Here is a 17,740-nt window from a genome sequence, read left to right on the forward strand (position 1 = left end):
CGGCATGGTTTCTGACGCCGGGACATCTGTTGCCGTAAAGCTGTGTCATTGTTCGTTGCTGTGCCAACGGTTCATGTCGGTTATGACAGACGCCCCGTATCAGCCCCGGTCCGGGAAGGAGCAGCGTGTGACACAGCGGATTTTTGTCGTGATGATTCTGGCAGGTCTGGCGGGATGTTCCCATCCGCGCCCGCAACCGGCCGACAGCCGCTCGGCGCTGCTGCGCCCCCTCGCGACCAGCGGTTCGGACAACCAGAAAGACACCACCAGGTCGGATCACAAAATCCATGGCGCCGTCAGCGTCGGAACAGGTTTCGGCGGCGGGGGAAATTACGGCCTTGGCCCCCAGTCCGGCTTGCAGTCCGGTCTGGGGACCATGACCGGAACCGGTACAAGCGGAATGGGGCTGACGCCGGAAGGCTGGTAAAGCCCCCGGCGTTGCGCGCCCTCAGTCCAGAGGGGCGATCTTCACAACGATATACGGCATGACTTCCAGGTCCTTACCGCCGTGGAAAACCGGCAGCCGCGCCCACTGTCCGATCGTGCCATACAGGGCGCCATTGGCGTAGGTCAGGCCATCGGGCTCGGTCATGCGCGGATCATGGGCCACGACGGACATTTCGCCATCCGGCTTGCGGCGCAGGATGGCATGACGCTCGTCATCCGTGATGTAGAGCGACCCGTCCGGCCCGGTCGCCATGCCGTCTCCCATGCCGGTTTCGCCCTCATCCTTCACGGCCCGCTCCAGCGTCGCTTCGCTGGCTTTGGGATCGGACAGCACGGCCGTCGGTGCGGAATAAAGGCGGCGGCTGGTCTGCGGCTGCCAGTAGAGCGTCTGCTGGTCCGGGCTGATGGCAATGCCGTTCACACCACCCTGCGGCACCACGGCATGGTTCGGATCATAACGCCCCGCAACACCGTCCATCACGGCCACAAAACCCTGAACCGGCATGACGGAAACCGTATCGGCCAGAATACGCCGCTGATGCCCCGTCGCGAGATCAACAACGACCAGCGCCGGATGCACATCCGTGGATGTATCGGTGATGAACGCCGCCCCCGCCGCACCATGCGTCAGATCGATCCGCACGTCATTGACGTGGCTGTCCGGCAGCAGGGCCGGTGCCCCCAGCGGAATGACCTGCGCGATCTTCCCGCTTGCAGGATCGATCCGGAAGAGCTTCTGCGCGCCCGCAACAGTCCCCGTTCCCGCAACCATGCCTTCATCCAGAACCCAGAGCTGCCCCTTCGCATCAACCGTCATGCCAAGCGGGGAGACAAACTGCTCCTGCGCGGCCGCATCGGGGAAGGGCGTCAGCCTGCCATTGGCATAGAGCGCCAGACGCGGCCCGGAATGTTCATGCGCACTGCGCGGAAAGCCCAGCACCAGACGGCCATCGGGCAGCACGGCAATGCCGGACGGCTGGGCATTGGAAAACCGCCCGATGATCTGCACATTGCCCGAAGGGAGCGTGCCCTTGTCCACCGTCTGGGCGGCGAGGGCAGGGGACGCAGCGGACAGCGCTGCGAGACCGGCGCTGAAAGTGAGGGCCAGAAGTGTCTGACGGGGCATGGTTGAAATCTCCTTTGCCGCACAGGACCAGAGCGGCTGCATGATGACAACTCACGCAAACGCGAGCACAGAGGTCAGGTTCGCAGCAGCCGCTCACGCAGGGCGGGATCATGGGCATACAGGAACAGCCCGTGGATGCCGCGTGTGAGGATGACATTCAGCGCATTGAGAATGACGCGCTTCTTCGCGTCTTCCGGCGTCGCAATCCCGTCGCGTCCCTGAAACGCCGCACTGTCCTCATAACGCTCCGGCCGCACCCCGATCCGGTCGTTCTTCGCATCATAGAACAGCGACGGCCCGAGAATGACGCCCGCATAATTCAGATCGAAGCCCTGGATCGTATAGACCGACCCCACCTCGTCGATCGTATCCGGACGCTCGGCCCAGGGCAGTTTTTCGCTCGGCAGGGACCGGTCCCAGCGCAGACGGAACGCGCCTTCGGTGATGAAATGATCCTCACCGTTGAGCGTGTAGGGGTAGTCATAGGTCGAAAGCAGGCGGCACAGGCCGTATTTCGCATTGCACGCACACAGATCCGCATAGAGCTTCGCGCAGTCATCATAGATCCGCAGATCAAAAGACGGATCTTTCGGGCGCGGCAGGATCTCCCCCTGGCCCAGCGCATCAATCCACGAACATGTCACCGGACTGGCCGAAACGCGGAACTGCGTGTCGAGATGGAACGTCTCCGAAGGGCGCCCCTTGCGGAAACTCTCCAGAAGATCGGTGGACCAGTGGCTCTTGAACTTCAGGACCTGCAACGGATCGAACACCACCACCACGATCCGCGCCCAGCGCAGGATTTCTTCCAGATGGTTCTGCTGCGCGAAATGGTTGTAACGGTCCGGCCGCGTCAGCAGCAGATGCGCCTCGTCCACCAGAACGATATCCGCGCGCTTGCCGGTTTTGGCTGATTTGTTGATGAACGTCGTCGGGCGCTCGTAATCGCTCTTGCGCAGGTTGGGCATGGTGGCCGCGATGTTGCGATAGAGCTTGAGCATCTCCGGATGGTTGACGATCACCATGTTCCGCAGACCGCGCAGCGGATCATCCGCCGCCCCACTCCGCGCCCGGGTCTGGAGCGTATTGAAGATCGCGTTCAGGACAACGCTTTTCCCCGTCCCCGCCGCACCTTCGATCACGAAGAGCGCGCTGTCATCCGACTGATGCCGCTCGCAGAACGACACCACCCGATGCAGCAGCTCCGTCTGCGGTCCGGACAGCGCAAGCTCGGGGGAGAGCTTGTGCGTCGCGGCATTGTCCAGCGCCATGGGGGAAGCGGTCACGCGGATCAGTCCGCGGCGATATCGGCCACTTTGGCATCCGTGGCGCGCTGGGCATCCGCCGGCGTGATCCGCACGACAAAACCCTGACCGCCCGCATTGATATAGACATGCTCGCGCGGCATGGCGTCCTGCGAGATCACCACGGGGATCGGCGTTTTCGAGCCGAACGGGCTGGTCCCGCCGGACTGGAACCCCGTCAGTTCCTGCGCCTTCTCGGGGTTCATCATCCGCGCATTGCGCCCGTCAAACAGCGCCGCGACCTTCTTCAGGTTCATCCGCTGATGAGCCGGGGCCACCACGCACACCGGCTGCTTCTTGTCCACTTCGACCACCAGCGTCTTGAGCACGTCTTCAGGCGCCACGCCGATGGCCTCGGCCGCCTGCATCCCGATCAGCCCGCCATTGGGGGCGTATTCGTAATCATGGACGCTGAAGGGAATGTTTTTCGCTGCCAGAAAGGCCGTTGCAGCTGTTTCGCGGGTCATGTGAGCGCTCCGTTGCCAGAAACAGGTCTCCACGGGCCGGGCGGCTGACACCGGTCAGGATCAGTCCCGGCAGGACCTGCAATATTCTGACATCTGTATGGAGGCCTGGAACCGGATTGGCAACACGACGCTTTACTCAGGGAGCATCCCCGCCCCGGGCCCTGTTTCAGAGGCGGAGAGATGTATCGTTATTCATGGGACGGGTGCCGTTTTTTCTGTTATGGTTTAGCGGTAAAGATATTCCGGAGAAGTCGGGATCCGGGAGAATCGGCATGAGTGCCCGGCCAGTTGAAACCCTGTCGTGAGGTTAACCGTGGATCAGAAGACCGTCTGGATCGGGACGAACTGGAAAATGAACAAGGGCCCCGCCGAAGCCGTTGCGGCGGCCCGGGCCCTTGCGGCCTTTCGTCCCCCCGAGGGCGTTCGGACCTTCGTGAATCCGCCGTTCACGTCCCTGAAAGACGTGAGCGCGGTCCTTCAGGACAGCCCCATGATCGTGGGGGCGCAGAACATGTTCTGGGAAGACAGCGGCGCCTGGACGGGGGAAATTTCCGCCCCGATGATCGCCGAATGTGGTGCGTCCATGGTGGTGATCGGCCATTCGGAACGCCGGCAGCATTTTGGCGAAACCGACTGGACGGTGAACCTCAAGGTCCGTGCGGCTCTGAAGCACGGTCTGCGGCCGCTGGTCTGCATCGGCGATACGCTGGACGAGTTCGAATTCGGGGTTTCGCAGGAAACACTGGCTCGGCAGGCGAAAATCGCGCTGCACGAGCTGTCGCAGGAGGATTTCGCCCGGGTTCTGATCGCCTATGAGCCGGTCTGGGCCATTGGTGCGGCAGGCCGCCCGGCAGAAGCCCCGTTCGTGTCGCAGATCCATACGAAACTGCGCGCCGTGATGCAGGACATCACCGGCCCCGACAGCACCGTCCGGATCCCGCTGCTCTATGGCGGCAGCGTGTCGCAGACCAATATCCGCGACTATGTCGCCCTGCCGGACGTGGACGGAGTTCTGATCGGCCGCGCAGGCTGGGAGCCTGCGGATTTCATGAAACTGATCGACAGCGTCAGCACGCTCGTCTCTGCCAGGGTGGATGCCTGATGAATGCCGTGCTCGTGGAAGGGCAGGTTCTGTCTGGCCGCCGGCGCGGGATCCTTGACTATGTCACGGAGCGGGGCGTGGTGCCGGTTGGTGACCTGCTGGAGCGGTTTTCGTTAAGCCGGGCCTCGATCAACCGGGACCTTCTGGCCCTGTCCGCGCAGGGACTGCTCCGCCGGATCGGGCCGGACATCACGGCCCTGCCGAGCGCAAGTTCATCGGGGAGCGTGGTGTACCGCGCGCGGCAGGCCGTTGCGCAGAAACAGGCCATCGCCGCGCTCGCCGCCTCCCTGATCAGCCCGGGCGATACGGTGGCGCTCGATGATTCCACAACGGTGCGGGCGATGGCAGACAGCCTTTCCGCCATCGCGCCGCTGACGGTCGTGACCAACAGCCTGGGGCTCGGGACGCGTCTGGGAGCTTGCGAGACGCTCGGCCTGATCGGTCTGGGTGGACGGTACAGCCCGACATTCGAAGCCTTCGTGGGGATGGTCTGCGAACAGAGCGTGATGTCCATGCGCATCGACCTGGCCTTCGTCTCCGCTGCCGCCGTCCACGGTCTGACGGCCTATCATCAGGTCGAGGAAGTCATCCGCGCCAAGCAGGCCCTGATGGCGGTGGCGGACTCCCGCGTGCTTCTGGTGGACAGCGGAAAGTTCGGCAACTCGGCCATGAGCCGGCTGGCGTTACTTTCCGAGTTCGACGTGGTCATCACCGATGACGGCATTGATCCCGCTTACGCCGCAATGCTGCGCGACGCGGGCGTAACGCTGAAAATCGCGGCCGTGTCCCCGCCTGTGGAGAGCGCCCTTACTGCGGGGTAAGCGTCTCCTCGCGCGTCATGACCGGGGCCGCGGGCCAGAATGTGACCGAGACTTCCGCCTGCAGGGCCGCCAGCTGATCCTGGATATAGGTCATGTATTCATGCAGCCCGCGGGAAATGATGTCCTCGGCCGTCTGGTCCTCAAGCGTGGCGCGCAGATTGATGATGCGCTCCTGAAGCGGGCTGCACTGATGGCGCAGGTTGTAATGGGTGGACAGCGCGTTGAGCGTGTTGTCCACCTGCCGCAGATTGAGCATCAGGGAGCGCGGAAACCCCTCGTTCTTGAGCAGGAATCCCACCACATTGGCAGGCGTCGTCGTAACGGGCTGCAGACGCCGGAACGCGTGATACGCCGCTGCGGAGCGCAGGACAGACCCCCACTGCGTGATATCCATCTGCGACCCCGAGGTTTCACCGCCGGGCAGAAGCGTATGGTAGCGGATGTCGATCAGACGGGTAATCTGGTCGGAACGCTCGAGATATTTTCCCAGCAGATAGAAAAGCCAGGCCTGATCGCGGTACAGCGTGCCTTCCGTGACGCCGAAATGGGTCTGACAGTCCTGTTTGAGACGGTTGCACAGCCCGGACAACCCGTTGCGCCGGATGTCGGGGGTGGAGAGCTCCATCATGCTCCGGGTGAAGACATTGAGCTGCATCCACATCTCGGTGGAAATCAGCGGCCTCGCCGAGCGTGCATTCTCGCGGACCATGTGCGCCATGGCGCGGATGGAGGTCGGGTTCGCGCTTTCGGTGATGTAGAAGGCGAGGATGTTCTCTTCCGTCGCGGGAAGGGGATAGATCGCGGCGTAGCGCTCCTCGTCCGAATTGATCTGAAGGATCGAATCCCAGCCAGGGCTGCCATCGGGGTTGCGGACGAAGGCTTCCGTGACTTCCAGAAGGCGCGCGAGGTTCTCGATCCGCTCCATATAGCGGGCAAGCCACATCATGCTCTCGCCATAGCGCGACAGCAGCATGTTCAGATTGGCGAGCATGGCGGGAAAACGTGTGCTGGTCTGTGTCATCGGGCCATCACCCATGTATCTTTCGAGCCGCCGCCCTGAGAGGAATTGACGACCAGCGAGCCCTTGCGCAGGGCAACGCGGGACAGTCCGCCGGGGAGAACCCATGTGTTGTGTCCGGTCAGGGCGAACGGCCGGAGATCCACATGCCGCGCCTCGACCCCGCTGGGACACAGCGTCGGGGAGACGGACAGGTCGATGACAGGCTGGCTGATATAGTTGGACGGGTCCTCCAGCAGTTTGGCGCGGAACTCGTCCAGCTCTGTCTGCGTGGCCTGCGAGCCGATCAGCAGGCCATAGCCGCCGGACTCGCCAACCGGCTTGATGACCAGCTTGTCCATATTGGCCAGCGTGTAAGCGAGACCTTCCTCTTCGGCGCAGATATTGGTCTGCACGCTGTCGAGAATGGGATCTTCGCCCAGATAATAGCGGATAAGACGCGGCATATAGGCATAAACGGCCTTGTCATCCGCCACCCCCGTTCCCAGCGCATTGGCCAGCGTGACATTCCCGCGCCGATAGGCTTCCACAAGGCCGGGCACGCCGAGCATGCTGTCGGGGTTGAAGGCCAGCGGGTCCAGAAACTCGTCGTTGAGACGGCGATAGATCGAATGGACCGGGCGAAGCCCTGCCACGGTCCGCATATAGACGCGATGGTTCTCAACGATCAGGTCCCGCCCTTCAACAAGCGGCACCCCCATCTCGCGCGCCAGAAAAACATGCTCGAAATAGGCAGAATTATAAATGCCTGGCGAGAACAGCACGACCTGCGGATCGCTCACGCCCTCGGGTGCGACCTCGCACAGCGTCTGGTGCAGCTTCAGCCCATATTCCTCGACCGACCGCAGAGGCATGCCCGACGCCAGATCCGGCATCAGCCGCAGCATCATGTGCCGGTTCTCGATGACGTAAGACACACCCGACGGCGTGCGGGCATTGTCTTCGAGCACCATGAAACGCCCGCTGCGGTCGCGGATCAGATCGGTCCCGTTGATATGGACGTAGACGTCGCCGGGCACGCGCACGCCGACCATCGCTTCGCAGTAATTCGGATTGTTGAGCACCAGACCGGCAGGGATGATGCCGTCCCGCAGGACATGGCGCTCATGATAGATGTCCCGCAGGAACAGATTGAGCGCCTTGACGCGCTGCTGCACGCCACGATCAATATGATCCCATTCCGCAGCCGTAAGGACACGCGGGATCATGTCGAAAGGCAGGATGCGGTCGATCGCTTCGCGGTCGGAATAGACGGTGAAAGTAATGCCCAGACGATAGAGCTGCGCTTCCGCCGTATTGGTGCGGTGGCGCAGTTCGGCAAGATCGAACCCCGCGAGACGGTCACGAACGGTCTGAAGGCTCGGAGGGAGCACATCCGTCCGGTTCATGAGTTCGCAGAAGAAATCCGGCGTGTCATAGGCGGCGAACATCCCGGCCGCACTCTTGGCAGAGGCGCCGGAAGCCGGGGCGGCACTGGCTGGAGAAGTGCTGACGGGGGCGGGACTGGGAGACTGCAAAACCGGCCTGTTCATTCTCTGCCTCACAACCCTGTTCATCGCCGACCTTGTGCCGATGGAAAACCCGATCAGCCGTGCCGGTTCATTACGATATTTTATTAACGGAGCAAGATTCCAGCGCTTTGCCAAGCGTGAAATTTTCCATTTGGACGGATCGGGAAAAGTCCGGCGGAAATTGTTGCGGTTCCCGGGAAGACTGATAGGGTAATGTTTCGACTGCTGTCAGACCCAATGGTTGCCGGAACGGGATGGCCCGAAAATCACGTGTCTGAATACGAGTATCTGAAACCGTTTCCACAGGGCCTCCTGAGCATGAATTCCCGCGTCATACTGCGCCACCAGACCCGATATCAGTATGACCGGCCCGTCTTCCTGGGGCGTCAGACCGTGCGTCTGTGCCCCGTACCGCAGGTGCGATCCGCGATCCGCGATTATGCGCTGGAGGTCTCCCCGGAGAACGCGGATGTAACCTGGCGGCAGGACGCCTATGGCAACCGGGTAGCGGAAGTGCGGGTTCCGGAGCGTGTGACGGGCTTCGACGTTTCGGTTCGCATGGATGTGGATCTGGGCGCCCGGCCAACCCTGTCCGCGCTTGCGGAAGCGCCGGTCTGTACCGCCTATCGCGATGTGGACGCGGCCGGCGCGCAGATGTCGCGCTTCGTCGAATCCTGGCGGATGGCGGGAGCGGAAAAGACCTCGGAAGCAGTGGCGGATCTCAACCGCGCCGTGGCGGAGCGCCTGACCTATCAGCGCCGGCTTGAGCCGGGGGTCTGGACGCCCGAAGAGACGCTGCAGCGGCAAAGCGGGTCCTGCCGGGACAGTGCGTGGCTGCTGGTGACGGTCCTGCGGCATCTGGGATTTTCGGCGCGCTTCGTGTCCGGCTATCTGATCCAGTCGGACACGGCGGATGGCCTGAGCTGCGATCTTCATGCCTGGGCGGAAGCCTGGATCCCCGGAGACGGCTGGGTTGGCTTTGATACGACATCGGGGCTGGTGGTGGCGCAGCATCACATTCCGCTGGCGGTGACCGGCCGGCCCGAGGAAGCCGCGCCCATTTCCGGAATGCTGGACCGCTGTCGCGCCACGTTCGACGTGACGATGCACGCGGAGCCCCTTCTGTCCGGGCGCGAGGCCCCGGAACTGGCCCCGGAACTGGCCCCGGAACTGGCGATGATCGGGCAACCCGGTGTAATGCGATCCCATGAAGCTCTTTGAGTGCCAGTCCTGCGGCCAGATCCTCTTTTTTGAAAATACGGTTTGCGAGCATTGCCGCCACGCCGTCGGCTATCTGCCCGAACAGTCGCTGCTGACGGCGCTGGACCCGGCCGGGGACCGGCTGTGGCACCCGCTGGCGCCATCGGTGAAGCACGAGCAGGTCCTGTATTGTTCCAATCATGACGATGACGTCTGCAACTGGCTGACGACACCGGGTGCGACAGGGGGCAGGTCGTTCTGTCTGGCCTGCCGGTTCAACCGGACGATCCCGAACCTCGACATCCCCGGAAATCTTGAGCGCTGGCGGAAGATCGAGGTCGCCAAGCACCGTCTCTTCTACACGCTGCTGCGCCTGAAACTGCCGCTGAAGGACCGGCGTCAGGACCCCGAAAACGGGCTGGTGTTCGATTTCCTCGACGATGCGCCGGACGGATCGTCCTCCGTCATGACCGGACATGCCAACGGCGTCATCACCATCGCCATGCGCGAAGCCGATGATGCGTCCCGTGAGCGCATGCGCGTCGAGATGGGCGAATATTATCGCACCCTTCTGGGGCATTTCCGGCACGAGATCGGGCATTATTACTGGAACGTCCTTGTGCGCGACGCCGGACGCCTCGACGAGTGCCGGGCAGTGTTCGGGGATGACCGCGCGGATTACCAGAAGGCGCTCCAGGTCTATTACGACAGCCCCACACCGCCTGACTGGCAGGACAGCCATGTCAGCGTCTACGCCACGTCCCACCCCTGGGAGGACTTTGCCGAGACCTGGGCGCATTACCTGCATATCGTCTCCACGCTGGAGACGGCCTGTGCGTTCGGCGTGAGCGTGGATCCGCGGGTGCCCGGGATCGGCCATGCCTCGGGCCGCACACTGGGTGACCCGTATACGCAAGCGTCCTTCGAGGACATCATGCAGGCCTGGCTGCCGCTGACCTATGCGGTGAACAGTCTGAACCGCTCCATGGGGCTGGCGGATTTCTACCCGTTCGTGCTGACGGCCGGGATCATGCACAAGCTGGCCTTCATCCACCGCCTGATCCGTGAGAGCCAGCCGGCCTGAAGGCCGGGTTTATTCAGGGCGCGTGCCGTCCGGTTGCGCAGCGCATATCGTGTCTTTTTCGGGATCGGGCCCAGTGTGTCCCGGAACGACCCGCCTCCGGCTTTCGATACTGATCCGAACCCGTTTCCGCGCCATTCCTGCTGGCCTGCTCAGGTGGACTGTCTATGTGTAAACGATCCGGCGTCCTGCACTTCGCACTTTCGGTGACGACGATGCTGTCTGCCGTTTTTTCCCCGTCCCTCATGGCCGCGACCTGTCATCCGGCCGTTGCGCATACACATGTTTCACGGGCTACGGCGCTGGTGCTGCGGTTACGAGCGGGGAAAGCCTGACGGTAGCCAAGCCGTTCCTGCCGCATATCAGCGCGGACTGGCATTTCCTGAAGGATCACGAGCTGTATTTCGATATTTCGGAAAACACCCGGACCTATGCGGAATCCGGCTACAAGCTCTCGAACTCGCCGTTTGCAGTGTCCCAGACGGCGTATGACGATACGAAATCCTCGATCCGTCCCGAGACAGCCTGGACCTATGCGATCGGCTATCGCTACACGGGAGACGTCAAAAGCCCCGGTTACTGGCTGACGAATGTGGGCGTGCAGTACAGCTTCGGGAACATGAAGAAGTACAATCGTTATCTGGGCGCCATCAAAAACCTGACGGTCGCGTTCAACGGCTCCAACCTGACGAACAAGCGCTATATTTCCACGATGGGGCAAAACGGCAATCCGGCGGATATCGCCTCGGGCGCGCTGACGGATCAGTCCATGCAGATCGGAGCACCCCGGATGTTCTTCGGCAGTGTACGGGCGGACTTCTAGGACAAAAAGCCCGTGGCGTAGGCCGCGGGCTTTTTTGCTGTCAGGCGGGTTTCTCAGGCGCGGATGATGCTCAGTCCAGGCGCACGGAAGGCCGGACGAAGGTTTCGACCCAGTCGGAGTAAAAGGACATCAGCCCCCGGTAATAGCCAAACAGTTCGATCTGGTGCTGGCGATAGAGCATGAGATGGGCCATCCGCGCTGAAAAGCCGTGCGAGATGCCTCCCCCCCAGACCGTACCGCCGGGCAGGGCCGCCCAGCCATTGTATTTTCCCAGAGCCACGATTGCGCCCTTGTTGTGGAAAATACAGCCTGGAACCTTCTGGCCATGCTCGATCCAGGCCGGCAGATGGCGCGCAAGATGCCGGGCCTGCTGGCGGGCGACCTGCGCCGTGGCGGGCAGGGGATCGTCCTGGATGAAGGAGCAGTCTCCCATGGCGAAAATCCGCTCGTCATCAATGGAGGACAGGTTCGGATTGACGAGGATCTGACCGGTCCTGTTGATCGTCAGCCCACCATAGGCAGTCGTGACCTCAGGGGCTCGGACGCCAGCCGCCCAGACGCGCAGCTTGGCCGAAACATAGGACCCGTCCTTGAGCGTGAAACCATGCTCATCGGCCGCCGCGACGCGCGCATTGGTGCGGACGGTAACGCCGATATGTTCGAGTTCCTGCTGTGCCGCAGCCGAGACGGATTCCGGAAAAGCGGGAAGAATGCGCGCGCCGGACTGCAGGAGCGTGACATGGAGCTTGGGCGGGGCCTTGCCAAAAGCATGCAGGTTGTACGGCCCCACGATTTCCAGTGCCTTGTGAAGCTCGGCGGCGAGTTGCACACCGGTCGCACCGCCGCCGACGATCGCGATGTCCAGTTCGGAATTGTTGGCGAAGGCGCGGAGCAGCTCCATCCGGAACTTCTCGTTGAACGCATTGGCGTCCACGAGATTGTCGATGGACATGCAGTGTTCCTTGACGCCGGGCGTGCCGAAATCATTGGCGGTACTGCCGATCGCGATGACGATCGTGTCATATTTCATGCGCCGGCTTTCCAGAATGACGGTGCCGTCGGCTTCCAGAAGCGGGCTGAGAACGACCTCGCGGTTCTCGCGGTCAATGGAGGCAACCTCGCCGGGCCAGAACTCGAAATGGTGCCCGCTGGCCTGGGAGATGAAGTTCACCTTGTCGTTTTCGTTGCTGACCGTGCCGGAGGCAAAGCAGTGCAGCATCGGTTTCCAGACATGGGAAAAGCTCTTGTCGATCAGCGTGATGCGCGCCTTTCCGGATTTTCCCATCGACTTGCCGAGGCGGGTTGCAAGGGAAAGACCGGCAACACCGCCACCGACAATCAGAATTTCAGATCGAGACGCCATCGGTTTTCAGGCCTCCGTTCAGGGGGTGGGCAACAGAAAAAGACACGAGGGAAGAGACGTTTACCGCGCACGGCGGCAGTAAACGCGCTTATTAAACGGTAGAGTCCGCACAGACTGTTATGAGGATTCCGGATATGCCGAAAATCATATTCAGGTGACTGTAATAAAGACCGGCGAATTCTTTCCGGAATTCAGTAAAGAACTCAAATCAACGTGATGCGTCAGGGGCGGGATGTGCCGGGAAGGAGTCTCCCGGCACATCCCCGCTGTCCTCAGATCGGGGCGTCGATATCCACGATGTTGATGAGCTTGTGGTTCACGAACTCCTTGATCCCCAGCCCCACCAGCTCGCGGCCATAGCCGGAACGGGCGATGCCGCCGAACGGAAGATCGGCCTTCGGGATCAGGGGATGATTGATGTAGACCATGCCCGTGCGGATCTTCGACGCCACCCGTGCACCGCGGCTCTCGTCCTTCGTGAAGACCGCACCACCCAGACCATAGGGGGAGTCATTGGCGATGCGGATGGCATCGGCTTCGTCCTTGGCGCGATAGAGCTGCGTGACCGGCCCGAAGAATTCCCAGTGACGGGCTCCATTATTCTCGTGCAGGTTGGTCATCAGCAGCGGCTGGAAAAAGGAACCCTTCGTGGGAACCGGGGCTCCAATGGCCTCAACCTTCGCGCCATGCTTCTTGGCTTCCTCGACCTGTTTGCGTAGATCATCCGCCGCACCCTGCGAACAGAGCGGAGCAAGCGAGGTGGACGGATCCATCGGATCACCGGCTTTCAGCTCGGAAACGCCCTTCCTGTAGATCTCCAGAAAGCGGTCATAGACCGCATCCGCCACGATGATGCGCTTGGCCGAAACGCAGACCTGACCGGCATTCCAGTGGCGGCCCATGACGGCCCATTTCGCAGCCTTTTCGACGTCCGCATCATCCAGCACGATGAAGGCATCGGCGCCGCCGAGTTCCATCGTAGCCTTCTTGAGCGCCTTGCCAGCCGTGCCAGCGATGATGACACCTGCACCCTCGGAACCCGTCAGCGCCACGCCGCAGACGCGGGGGTCATTCAGGATCATTTCCGTATGGGGACGGGCAAGATAGAGGTTGCGGAACAGACCCTTGGGCAGTCCGGCCTCGTTCATCAGGTCCTCGCAGATGGCGGCACACTGCGGCAGGTTGGATGCGTGTTTGAGCAGCACAGCATTACCGGCCGAAAGCTGCGGCGCGATGATGCGGACGACTTGATAGAACGGGAAGTTCCACGGCTCGATAGCCAGCACGATGCCGAGAGGTTCGTGGACCAGCGTGGCCTTGCCCTCGGCCGGATTGGCGACCGGAAGCGTCTCGGGCTTCAGCAGTTCTTCGGCATATTTGGCGTAATATTCAAAGATCTCGGCGGAGAGAATGATCTCCAGTTTCGACTCTGTGAACAGCTTGCCCATTTCCAGCGTGCCGAGGCGGGCGTATTTGTCGATGTCGCGGCGCAGGATGGCTGCGGCAGCGTTCATGATCTTTGCCCGTTCGGCAAAGGGGGTGTCGCGCCAGCTTTCGAAAGCCGCATGCGCTTCGGAGAGGGCCGCCTGGACTTCTTCATCCGTTGCGTTGGGGAAGGTCTTGAGGACTTCGCCAGTAAGGGGATTTGTCGTTGCGTAGGCCATTTTTACCTCGTTACCGATTGGGAGAAGGCGACAGGGCGCAGGGCGTCCGGGCGTGAGAGGCTCTGTTTCTGGATTTCGTGCTGGAAAAGGACAGTATACGCGGCACAGGATGGAATAATGGAGTGACGAAAATCAGGTCGTGGGCAAAAGTATTCCACGGGATTACGGCCGATCTTCAACATCCATTTCGTCCTTTATCCGGATTGAAAACAGATAGACTGTCGAGAAACAGGTTGTCGTCAAAATATGGCACCGAGTGCCAGAAACGGGTATTATCCAAATCTCGGATGATGACCAGAGCGCGAGCATCACATGGGTGTGAGGTTCAGCGGCAGGACCGGGGCCCGGAAGTGGTGCAGGAAATGCAAGACCGCTGAAAATGCGCAGAAAATCCGATCGTCCAGTCATGCGGGATTTTCTCATCGCAGGGGAGGATCGGGTTGCGCCTTCAGAGGGCGCGGGACAGGTTTTCAGAGTCGAAAAGGGGAGTCGCCGGTCTGCGGAGATGCAGGCGCGCGATCAGGCAGGGGAGACCCGGGACATGCGTCATGTCCCGGGGATGGCGTGATTTAAGAAGCAAAAACCTTGGAGATGGCGTCCTGCGCTTCCTGCTGGATCGCGCGCAGATGCTCCTCGCTGACGAAGCTCTCGGCATAGATCTTGTAGACATCTTCAGTGCCGGACGGACGGGCGGCGAACCAGCCGTTCTCGGTCACGACCTTCAGCCCGCCGATCGGCGCGTCATTGCCCGGCGCACGGGTCAGCTTGCTGATGATCTTGTCGCCTGCCAGCGTCTCCAGCGGGAACTGTTCGGGCGTGAGCTTGCTGAGCTTGGCCTTCTGTTCCGGATTGGCGGCGGCATCGATGCGTTCGTAATAGGGCGTGCCGAGGCGGGCGATGATCTCGTGATAATGCACGCTCGGGTTCTTGCCGGTCTTGGCGGTGATTTCCGCCGCCAGCAGACCCAGGATGAGACCGTCCTTATCCGTGGTCCAGACGGTGCCGTCACGACGCAGGAACGTGGCACCCGCGCTTTCCTCACCGCCAAAACCCAGCGAGCCATCCATCAGCCCTGGGACGAACCATTTTAGCCCGACGGGTACTTCAACGAGCTTGCGGCCCATGTCTTTTGCCACGCGGTCAATCAGGCCACTGCTGACGAGCGTCTTGCCCACACCCAGTTCCGGGCTCCACTCCGGACGGTTCCGGAACAGGTAGGAAATCGCCACCGCAAGATAGTGGTTCGGGTTCATCAACCCGTCGGGCATGGCAACGATGCCGTGACGGTCCGCGTCGGTATCATTGGCGAAAGCAACGTCGAAGCGGTCGCCCATCTCGATCAGGCGCGCCATGGCATAAGGCGAAGAGCAGTCCATGCGGATCTGTCCGTCCCAGTCGGCGGTCATGAAGGAGAACGTCGGGTCAACCACGTCACTGACGACGGTGGCGTTCAGGCCGTAGCGGTCGATGATGGGCTTCCAGTAAGCCACGGCAGCCCCGCCCAGCGGATCAATGCCGATCTTCACGCCCGCGTCGCGGATCGCCTTCATGTCGATCACGGAGTCCAGATCGTTCACATAAGGTGTAATGAAATCGTAGCCCTTGATGCAGGCTTCCTGCCGCGCCTGTTCGTAAGGCAGGCGTTTGACGTCCTTCAGATCGTTGGCAAGGAAGTCATTGGCCATGTCCTGAATGGCTTTGGTGATGGCCGTGTCAGCCGGTCCACCATTGGTCGGGTTGTATTTGAACCCTCCATCGGATGGCGGATTATGCGACGGCGTGATGACCACACCATCGGCCAGACCCGTGGTGCGGCCCTTGTTGTAGGTCAGAATGGCATGGGAAATGACGGGCGTCGGCGTGTAGCCGCCATTTTCGTCAATCCGGGCGTCGATCCCGTGGGCTGCAAAAACCTCGATGGCGGATTTCTGCGCCGGGCCGGACAGGGCATGGCTGTCCATGCCGATGAAGAGCGGACCGTTGATGCCCTCCGCCTTGCGATGGCGGCAGATGGCTTCGCAGATGGCGAGGATATGGTTTTCATTGAAGCTGGTATGGAACGAAGAGCCCCGGTGGCCGGAAGTGCCGAACGAAACGCGCTGCGTGGCAATCGAAGGGTCGGGCTTGCGGTCATAATAAGCCGCGATCAGGGCGGGAATATCGGTCAGTTGGTCGGGGGAAAGCGTTTTGCCGGCCAGGGGGCTGAGATGGGCCATTGCTTCAAAATCCTTGCATTCGCCGTTGGGCATTGCCGTCGGTTAACGGCCGTAACGCATGAACGCCCGGTCGGGGCGCGTCGTTCGGGCAGGAAAACTTGTATCCGGGTCGATGTCCAGAGAGGCGCGTCAGTTCTGTGAAGATTGCACCGCGACCAGCCCGGCTGGAACGGACGCCATGCAGGGTGCATGATAGCCCCGCGAAACAGCCAGAAGCGGAGACGGACTGATGCGACACTCCTGTGGGAATGTTTTTGGCGGACTGCGCAGTCTTGTGCCGGTCTGCTCCATCCCGCCCGCTCTGGAAGCGTTTTTCCGGGCCCTCAGAGACGTGATCCGATCCGAGATTACTCCCCGTGCTACGGAAAACGACCGGCTCGGACGCTATCCCCGCGCCTCCATTCAGGCGCTGAAAAACTGCGGCCTGATGAAAGCGCCCCTGCCCGTGGCGCTCGGAGGCCTCGGTCTGTCCCAGGCGCTCTCGCAGGAGATTTTTCTGGAACTCGGCATGGCGGACCCGTCCGTGGCGCAGATTTACAAGGTGCATGACGACGCGGTGCGGGAACTGCTGTCCGTGGCCACGCCGGAAATGTGCCGCCATCTGGCGGAGCGGATCTGTGCGGATCAGGCCATGATCGGCATGGCACTGGCGGAAAACGGAAAGCGGGCGGTCGATTTCGGGCATGTCGTCTCCCGGCCCGAAGGCGAAGGGCACCTCATCGACGGCCGCAAGATCTATGCGACAGGCGCCGTAGGCGCGGACCTGCTGCTGGTGTCGTCCTATGACGTGGTCGCGCAGACGATGCGTCTGGACCTGCTGCCCTCCGGAACACCGGGCGTAAGCTTCGGGGAAGACTGGAACCGGCTGGGGCAGCGGGCAACGGAGTCCGGCAGCGTCGTTCTGGACCGTGTCCAGACCAGACCGGAATGGTCGGTACTGACCGCACAGTCCGCGCCGCAGGTCCATGCGCCCCTGCGCTATCAGAACGGATTTTCGATGATCCTCGTGGGGATCGGACTGGCCGCGCTGGAGGCGGCGGCGGCCTTCGTGCGCGAACACAGCCGTCCCTGGGCATCTGCCGGGGTGAATGAAGCAGCGGATGATCTTCTGGTCCGTCGCCTGTTCGGAGAGATCGGTGCGGAACTGGCCGCGGCCTGCGCAAGTGCGCGGACAGCAGCCGGACTGCTGGATGTTTTCGAACATGGCGGCTGCTCGCGGACGGATGTGGCCATCCCCGTCTACGCGTCGCGCTCCTCGGCATCCCGGGCCTCCCTGCGGGCAGGGTCAGACCTCATGTCCGCCCTCGGCGCGCGCGTAACGGATGCGAGGTACGGGTTCGACCGCTACTGGCGCGATGCACGAACACTCTCGCTGCACGATCCCGTGGAATGGAAACACGAAGAAATCGGCCGCCACCTCCTGACCGGCTGGGACCCAGCGCCGGGGCTGTACCAGTAAGGGGGCTGTGCTGAATTCCGTCTTTTCAGCTTAGGGGAACGGGAAGACCTTGGTCTGAGTTACGAGTTGGGCAGCGGGCGCGCGTTCGGCCAGTCTGCCCTGTCTCGTTTCAGGATGAGGTTTCTCGTAAACGGTCTT

At 61.8% G+C, this 17,740-nt stretch carries 16 protein-coding genes; 8 read left to right on the forward strand and 8 right to left on the reverse strand.

Annotated features, from left to right (window positions below):
• Positions 1-127: 127 nt before the first annotated feature.
• Entirely contained in the window at positions 128-427 is a 300-nt protein-coding gene (locus tag HKD31_RS02250; RefSeq protein WP_062457931.1) for a hypothetical protein, read from the forward strand.
• 21 nt (positions 428-448) lie between these two features.
• On the opposite strand, the gene HKD31_RS02255 is transcribed toward HKD31_RS02250, so the two are convergent.
• From HKD31_RS02255 to ybaK, 3 genes are all read right to left on the reverse strand, one after another.
• A complete protein-coding gene (locus HKD31_RS02255; RefSeq protein ID WP_228120117.1) occupies positions 449-1,573 on the reverse strand; it encodes an SMP-30/gluconolactonase/LRE family protein in 1,125 nt (374 codons plus the stop codon).
• Positions 1,574-1,647: 74 nt separating this feature from the next.
• Entirely contained in the window at positions 1,648-2,844 is a 1,197-nt protein-coding gene (locus tag HKD31_RS02260; protein WP_194264087.1) for a DUF2075 domain-containing protein, read from the reverse strand.
• 20 nt (positions 2,845-2,864) lie between these two features.
• Positions 2,865-3,344 carry a Cys-tRNA(Pro) deacylase gene (gene ybaK / locus HKD31_RS02265; RefSeq protein WP_062500700.1) on the reverse strand — a complete coding sequence of 160 codons (480 nt, stop codon included), beginning with the start codon at positions 3,342-3,344 and terminating at the stop codon, positions 2,865-2,867.
• A 313-nt stretch (positions 3,345-3,657) separates the two neighbouring features.
• On the opposite strand from ybaK, the gene HKD31_RS02270 reads away from it, so the two are divergent.
• Together HKD31_RS02270 and HKD31_RS02275 are read left to right on the forward strand one after the other, a co-directional pair.
• Positions 3,658-4,446 (forward strand): triose-phosphate isomerase, encoded by a 789-nt coding sequence (locus HKD31_RS02270; protein ID WP_194263764.1) that lies wholly within the window; start codon positions 3,658-3,660, stop codon positions 4,444-4,446.
• Entirely contained in the window at positions 4,446-5,267 is an 822-nt protein-coding gene (locus HKD31_RS02275) for a DeoR/GlpR family DNA-binding transcription regulator (RefSeq protein WP_194263763.1), read from the forward strand. Before HKD31_RS02270 ends, HKD31_RS02275 begins: the two co-directional genes overlap by 1 nt.
• Here HKD31_RS02275 and HKD31_RS02280 read toward each other — a convergent pair.
• Both HKD31_RS02280 and HKD31_RS02285 read right to left on the reverse strand, forming a co-directional pair.
• Positions 5,254-6,303: an alpha-E domain-containing protein gene (locus HKD31_RS02280; RefSeq protein ID WP_194263762.1), complete on the reverse strand. Its 1,050-nt coding sequence runs from the start codon at positions 6,301-6,303 to the stop codon at positions 5,254-5,256. The two genes, HKD31_RS02275 and HKD31_RS02280, sit on opposite strands and share 14 nt — an antisense overlap.
• On the reverse strand, positions 6,285-7,715 hold the full coding sequence (locus tag HKD31_RS02285) for a circularly permuted type 2 ATP-grasp protein (protein ID WP_194264086.1): 1,431 nt from the start codon (positions 7,713-7,715) through the stop codon (positions 6,285-6,287). Before HKD31_RS02285 ends, HKD31_RS02280 begins: the two co-directional genes overlap by 19 nt.
• A 399-nt stretch (positions 7,716-8,114) precedes the next feature.
• On the opposite strand from HKD31_RS02285, the gene HKD31_RS02290 reads away from it, so the two are divergent.
• The 4 genes from HKD31_RS02290 to HKD31_RS02300 all read left to right on the forward strand — a co-directional run bounded on the left by HKD31_RS02290 (position 8,115) and on the right by HKD31_RS02300 (position 10,900).
• Positions 8,115-9,017, forward strand: a complete 903-nt coding sequence (locus tag HKD31_RS02290) for a transglutaminase family protein (RefSeq protein ID WP_194263761.1) — start codon at positions 8,115-8,117, stop codon at positions 9,015-9,017.
• A complete protein-coding gene (locus tag HKD31_RS02295; RefSeq protein WP_194263760.1) occupies positions 9,004-10,080 on the forward strand; it encodes a zinc-binding metallopeptidase family protein in 1,077 nt (358 codons plus the stop codon). The genes HKD31_RS02290 and HKD31_RS02295 overlap by 14 nt, the downstream gene beginning before the upstream one ends.
• Before the next feature lie 164 nt (positions 10,081-10,244).
• Positions 10,245-10,412 carry a hypothetical protein gene (locus tag HKD31_RS15995; protein ID WP_228120119.1) on the forward strand — a complete coding sequence of 56 codons (168 nt, stop codon included), beginning with the start codon at positions 10,245-10,247 and terminating at the stop codon, positions 10,410-10,412.
• A gap of 137 nt (positions 10,413-10,549) precedes the next feature.
• Entirely contained in the window at positions 10,550-10,900 is a 351-nt protein-coding gene (locus HKD31_RS02300) for a hypothetical protein (protein WP_338085521.1), read from the forward strand.
• Between the two features lie 70 nt (positions 10,901-10,970).
• Here the strand turns inward: HKD31_RS02300 and HKD31_RS02305 are convergent, their stop codons facing one another.
• The 3 genes from HKD31_RS02305 to pgm all read right to left on the reverse strand — a co-directional run bounded on the left by HKD31_RS02305 (position 10,971) and on the right by pgm (position 16,143).
• Positions 10,971-12,263: an NAD(P)/FAD-dependent oxidoreductase gene (locus tag HKD31_RS02305; protein ID WP_194263759.1), complete on the reverse strand. Its 1,293-nt coding sequence runs from the start codon at positions 12,261-12,263 to the stop codon at positions 10,971-10,973.
• A 272-nt stretch (positions 12,264-12,535) separates the two neighbouring features.
• Positions 12,536-13,927: an NAD-dependent succinate-semialdehyde dehydrogenase gene (locus HKD31_RS02310; RefSeq protein WP_194263758.1), complete on the reverse strand. Its 1,392-nt coding sequence runs from the start codon at positions 13,925-13,927 to the stop codon at positions 12,536-12,538.
• Between the two features lie 569 nt (positions 13,928-14,496).
• Positions 14,497-16,143, reverse strand: coding sequence for a phosphoglucomutase (alpha-D-glucose-1,6-bisphosphate-dependent) (gene pgm / locus HKD31_RS02315; protein WP_194263757.1), 1,647 nt, complete (start codon positions 16,141-16,143; stop codon positions 14,497-14,499).
• A gap of 229 nt (positions 16,144-16,372) precedes the next feature.
• Between pgm and HKD31_RS02320 the strand changes: the two genes are divergently transcribed.
• The gene (locus HKD31_RS02320; RefSeq protein WP_194263756.1) at positions 16,373-17,602 is read left to right on the forward strand and encodes an acyl-CoA dehydrogenase family protein; all 1,230 of its coding nucleotides are present in this window, start codon (positions 16,373-16,375) and stop codon (positions 17,600-17,602) included.
• The last annotated feature ends 138 nt before the right edge of the window (positions 17,603-17,740 follow it).

The sequence above is a fragment of the Gluconobacter potus genome, assembly GCF_015244705.1.
In the GTDB taxonomy this organism is placed as follows: domain Bacteria; phylum Pseudomonadota; class Alphaproteobacteria; order Acetobacterales; family Acetobacteraceae; genus Gluconobacter; species Gluconobacter potus.

Bases quoted from the DNA above. Each gene is read 5' to 3' on its own strand.
- HKD31_RS02275 (WP_194263763.1), top strand. From the start codon at position 4,446: ATGAATGCCGTGCTCGTGGAAGGGCAGGTTCTGTCTGGCCGCCGGCGC.
- HKD31_RS02305 (WP_194263759.1), bottom strand. From the start codon at position 12,263: ATGGCGTCTCGATCTGAAATTCTGATTGTCGGTGGCGGTGTTGCCGGT.
- HKD31_RS02285 (WP_194264086.1), bottom strand. From the start codon at position 7,715: ATGTTCGCCGCCTATGACACGCCGGATTTCTTCTGCGAACTCATGAAC.
- HKD31_RS02260 (WP_194264087.1), bottom strand. From the start codon at position 2,844: ATGGCGCTGGACAATGCCGCGACGCACAAGCTCTCCCCCGAGCTTGCG.
- HKD31_RS02310 (WP_194263758.1), bottom strand. From the start codon at position 13,927: ATGGCCTACGCAACGACAAATCCCCTTACTGGCGAAGTCCTCAAGACC.
- pgm (WP_194263757.1), bottom strand. From the start codon at position 16,143: ATGGCCCATCTCAGCCCCCTGGCCGGCAAAACGCTTTCCCCCGACCAA.
- HKD31_RS02290 (WP_194263761.1), top strand. From the start codon at position 8,115: ATGAATTCCCGCGTCATACTGCGCCACCAGACCCGATATCAGTATGAC.
- HKD31_RS02295 (WP_194263760.1), top strand. From the start codon at position 9,004: ATGAAGCTCTTTGAGTGCCAGTCCTGCGGCCAGATCCTCTTTTTTGAA.
- ybaK (WP_062500700.1), bottom strand. From the start codon at position 3,344: ATGACCCGCGAAACAGCTGCAACGGCCTTTCTGGCAGCGAAAAACATT.
- HKD31_RS02320 (WP_194263756.1), top strand. From the start codon at position 16,373: ATGCGACACTCCTGTGGGAATGTTTTTGGCGGACTGCGCAGTCTTGTG.
- HKD31_RS02280 (WP_194263762.1), bottom strand. From the start codon at position 6,303: ATGGGTGATGGCCCGATGACACAGACCAGCACACGTTTTCCCGCCATG.
- HKD31_RS02255 (WP_228120117.1), bottom strand. From the start codon at position 1,573: ATGCCCCGTCAGACACTTCTGGCCCTCACTTTCAGCGCCGGTCTCGCA.
- HKD31_RS15995 (WP_228120119.1), top strand. From the start codon at position 10,245: ATGTGTAAACGATCCGGCGTCCTGCACTTCGCACTTTCGGTGACGACG.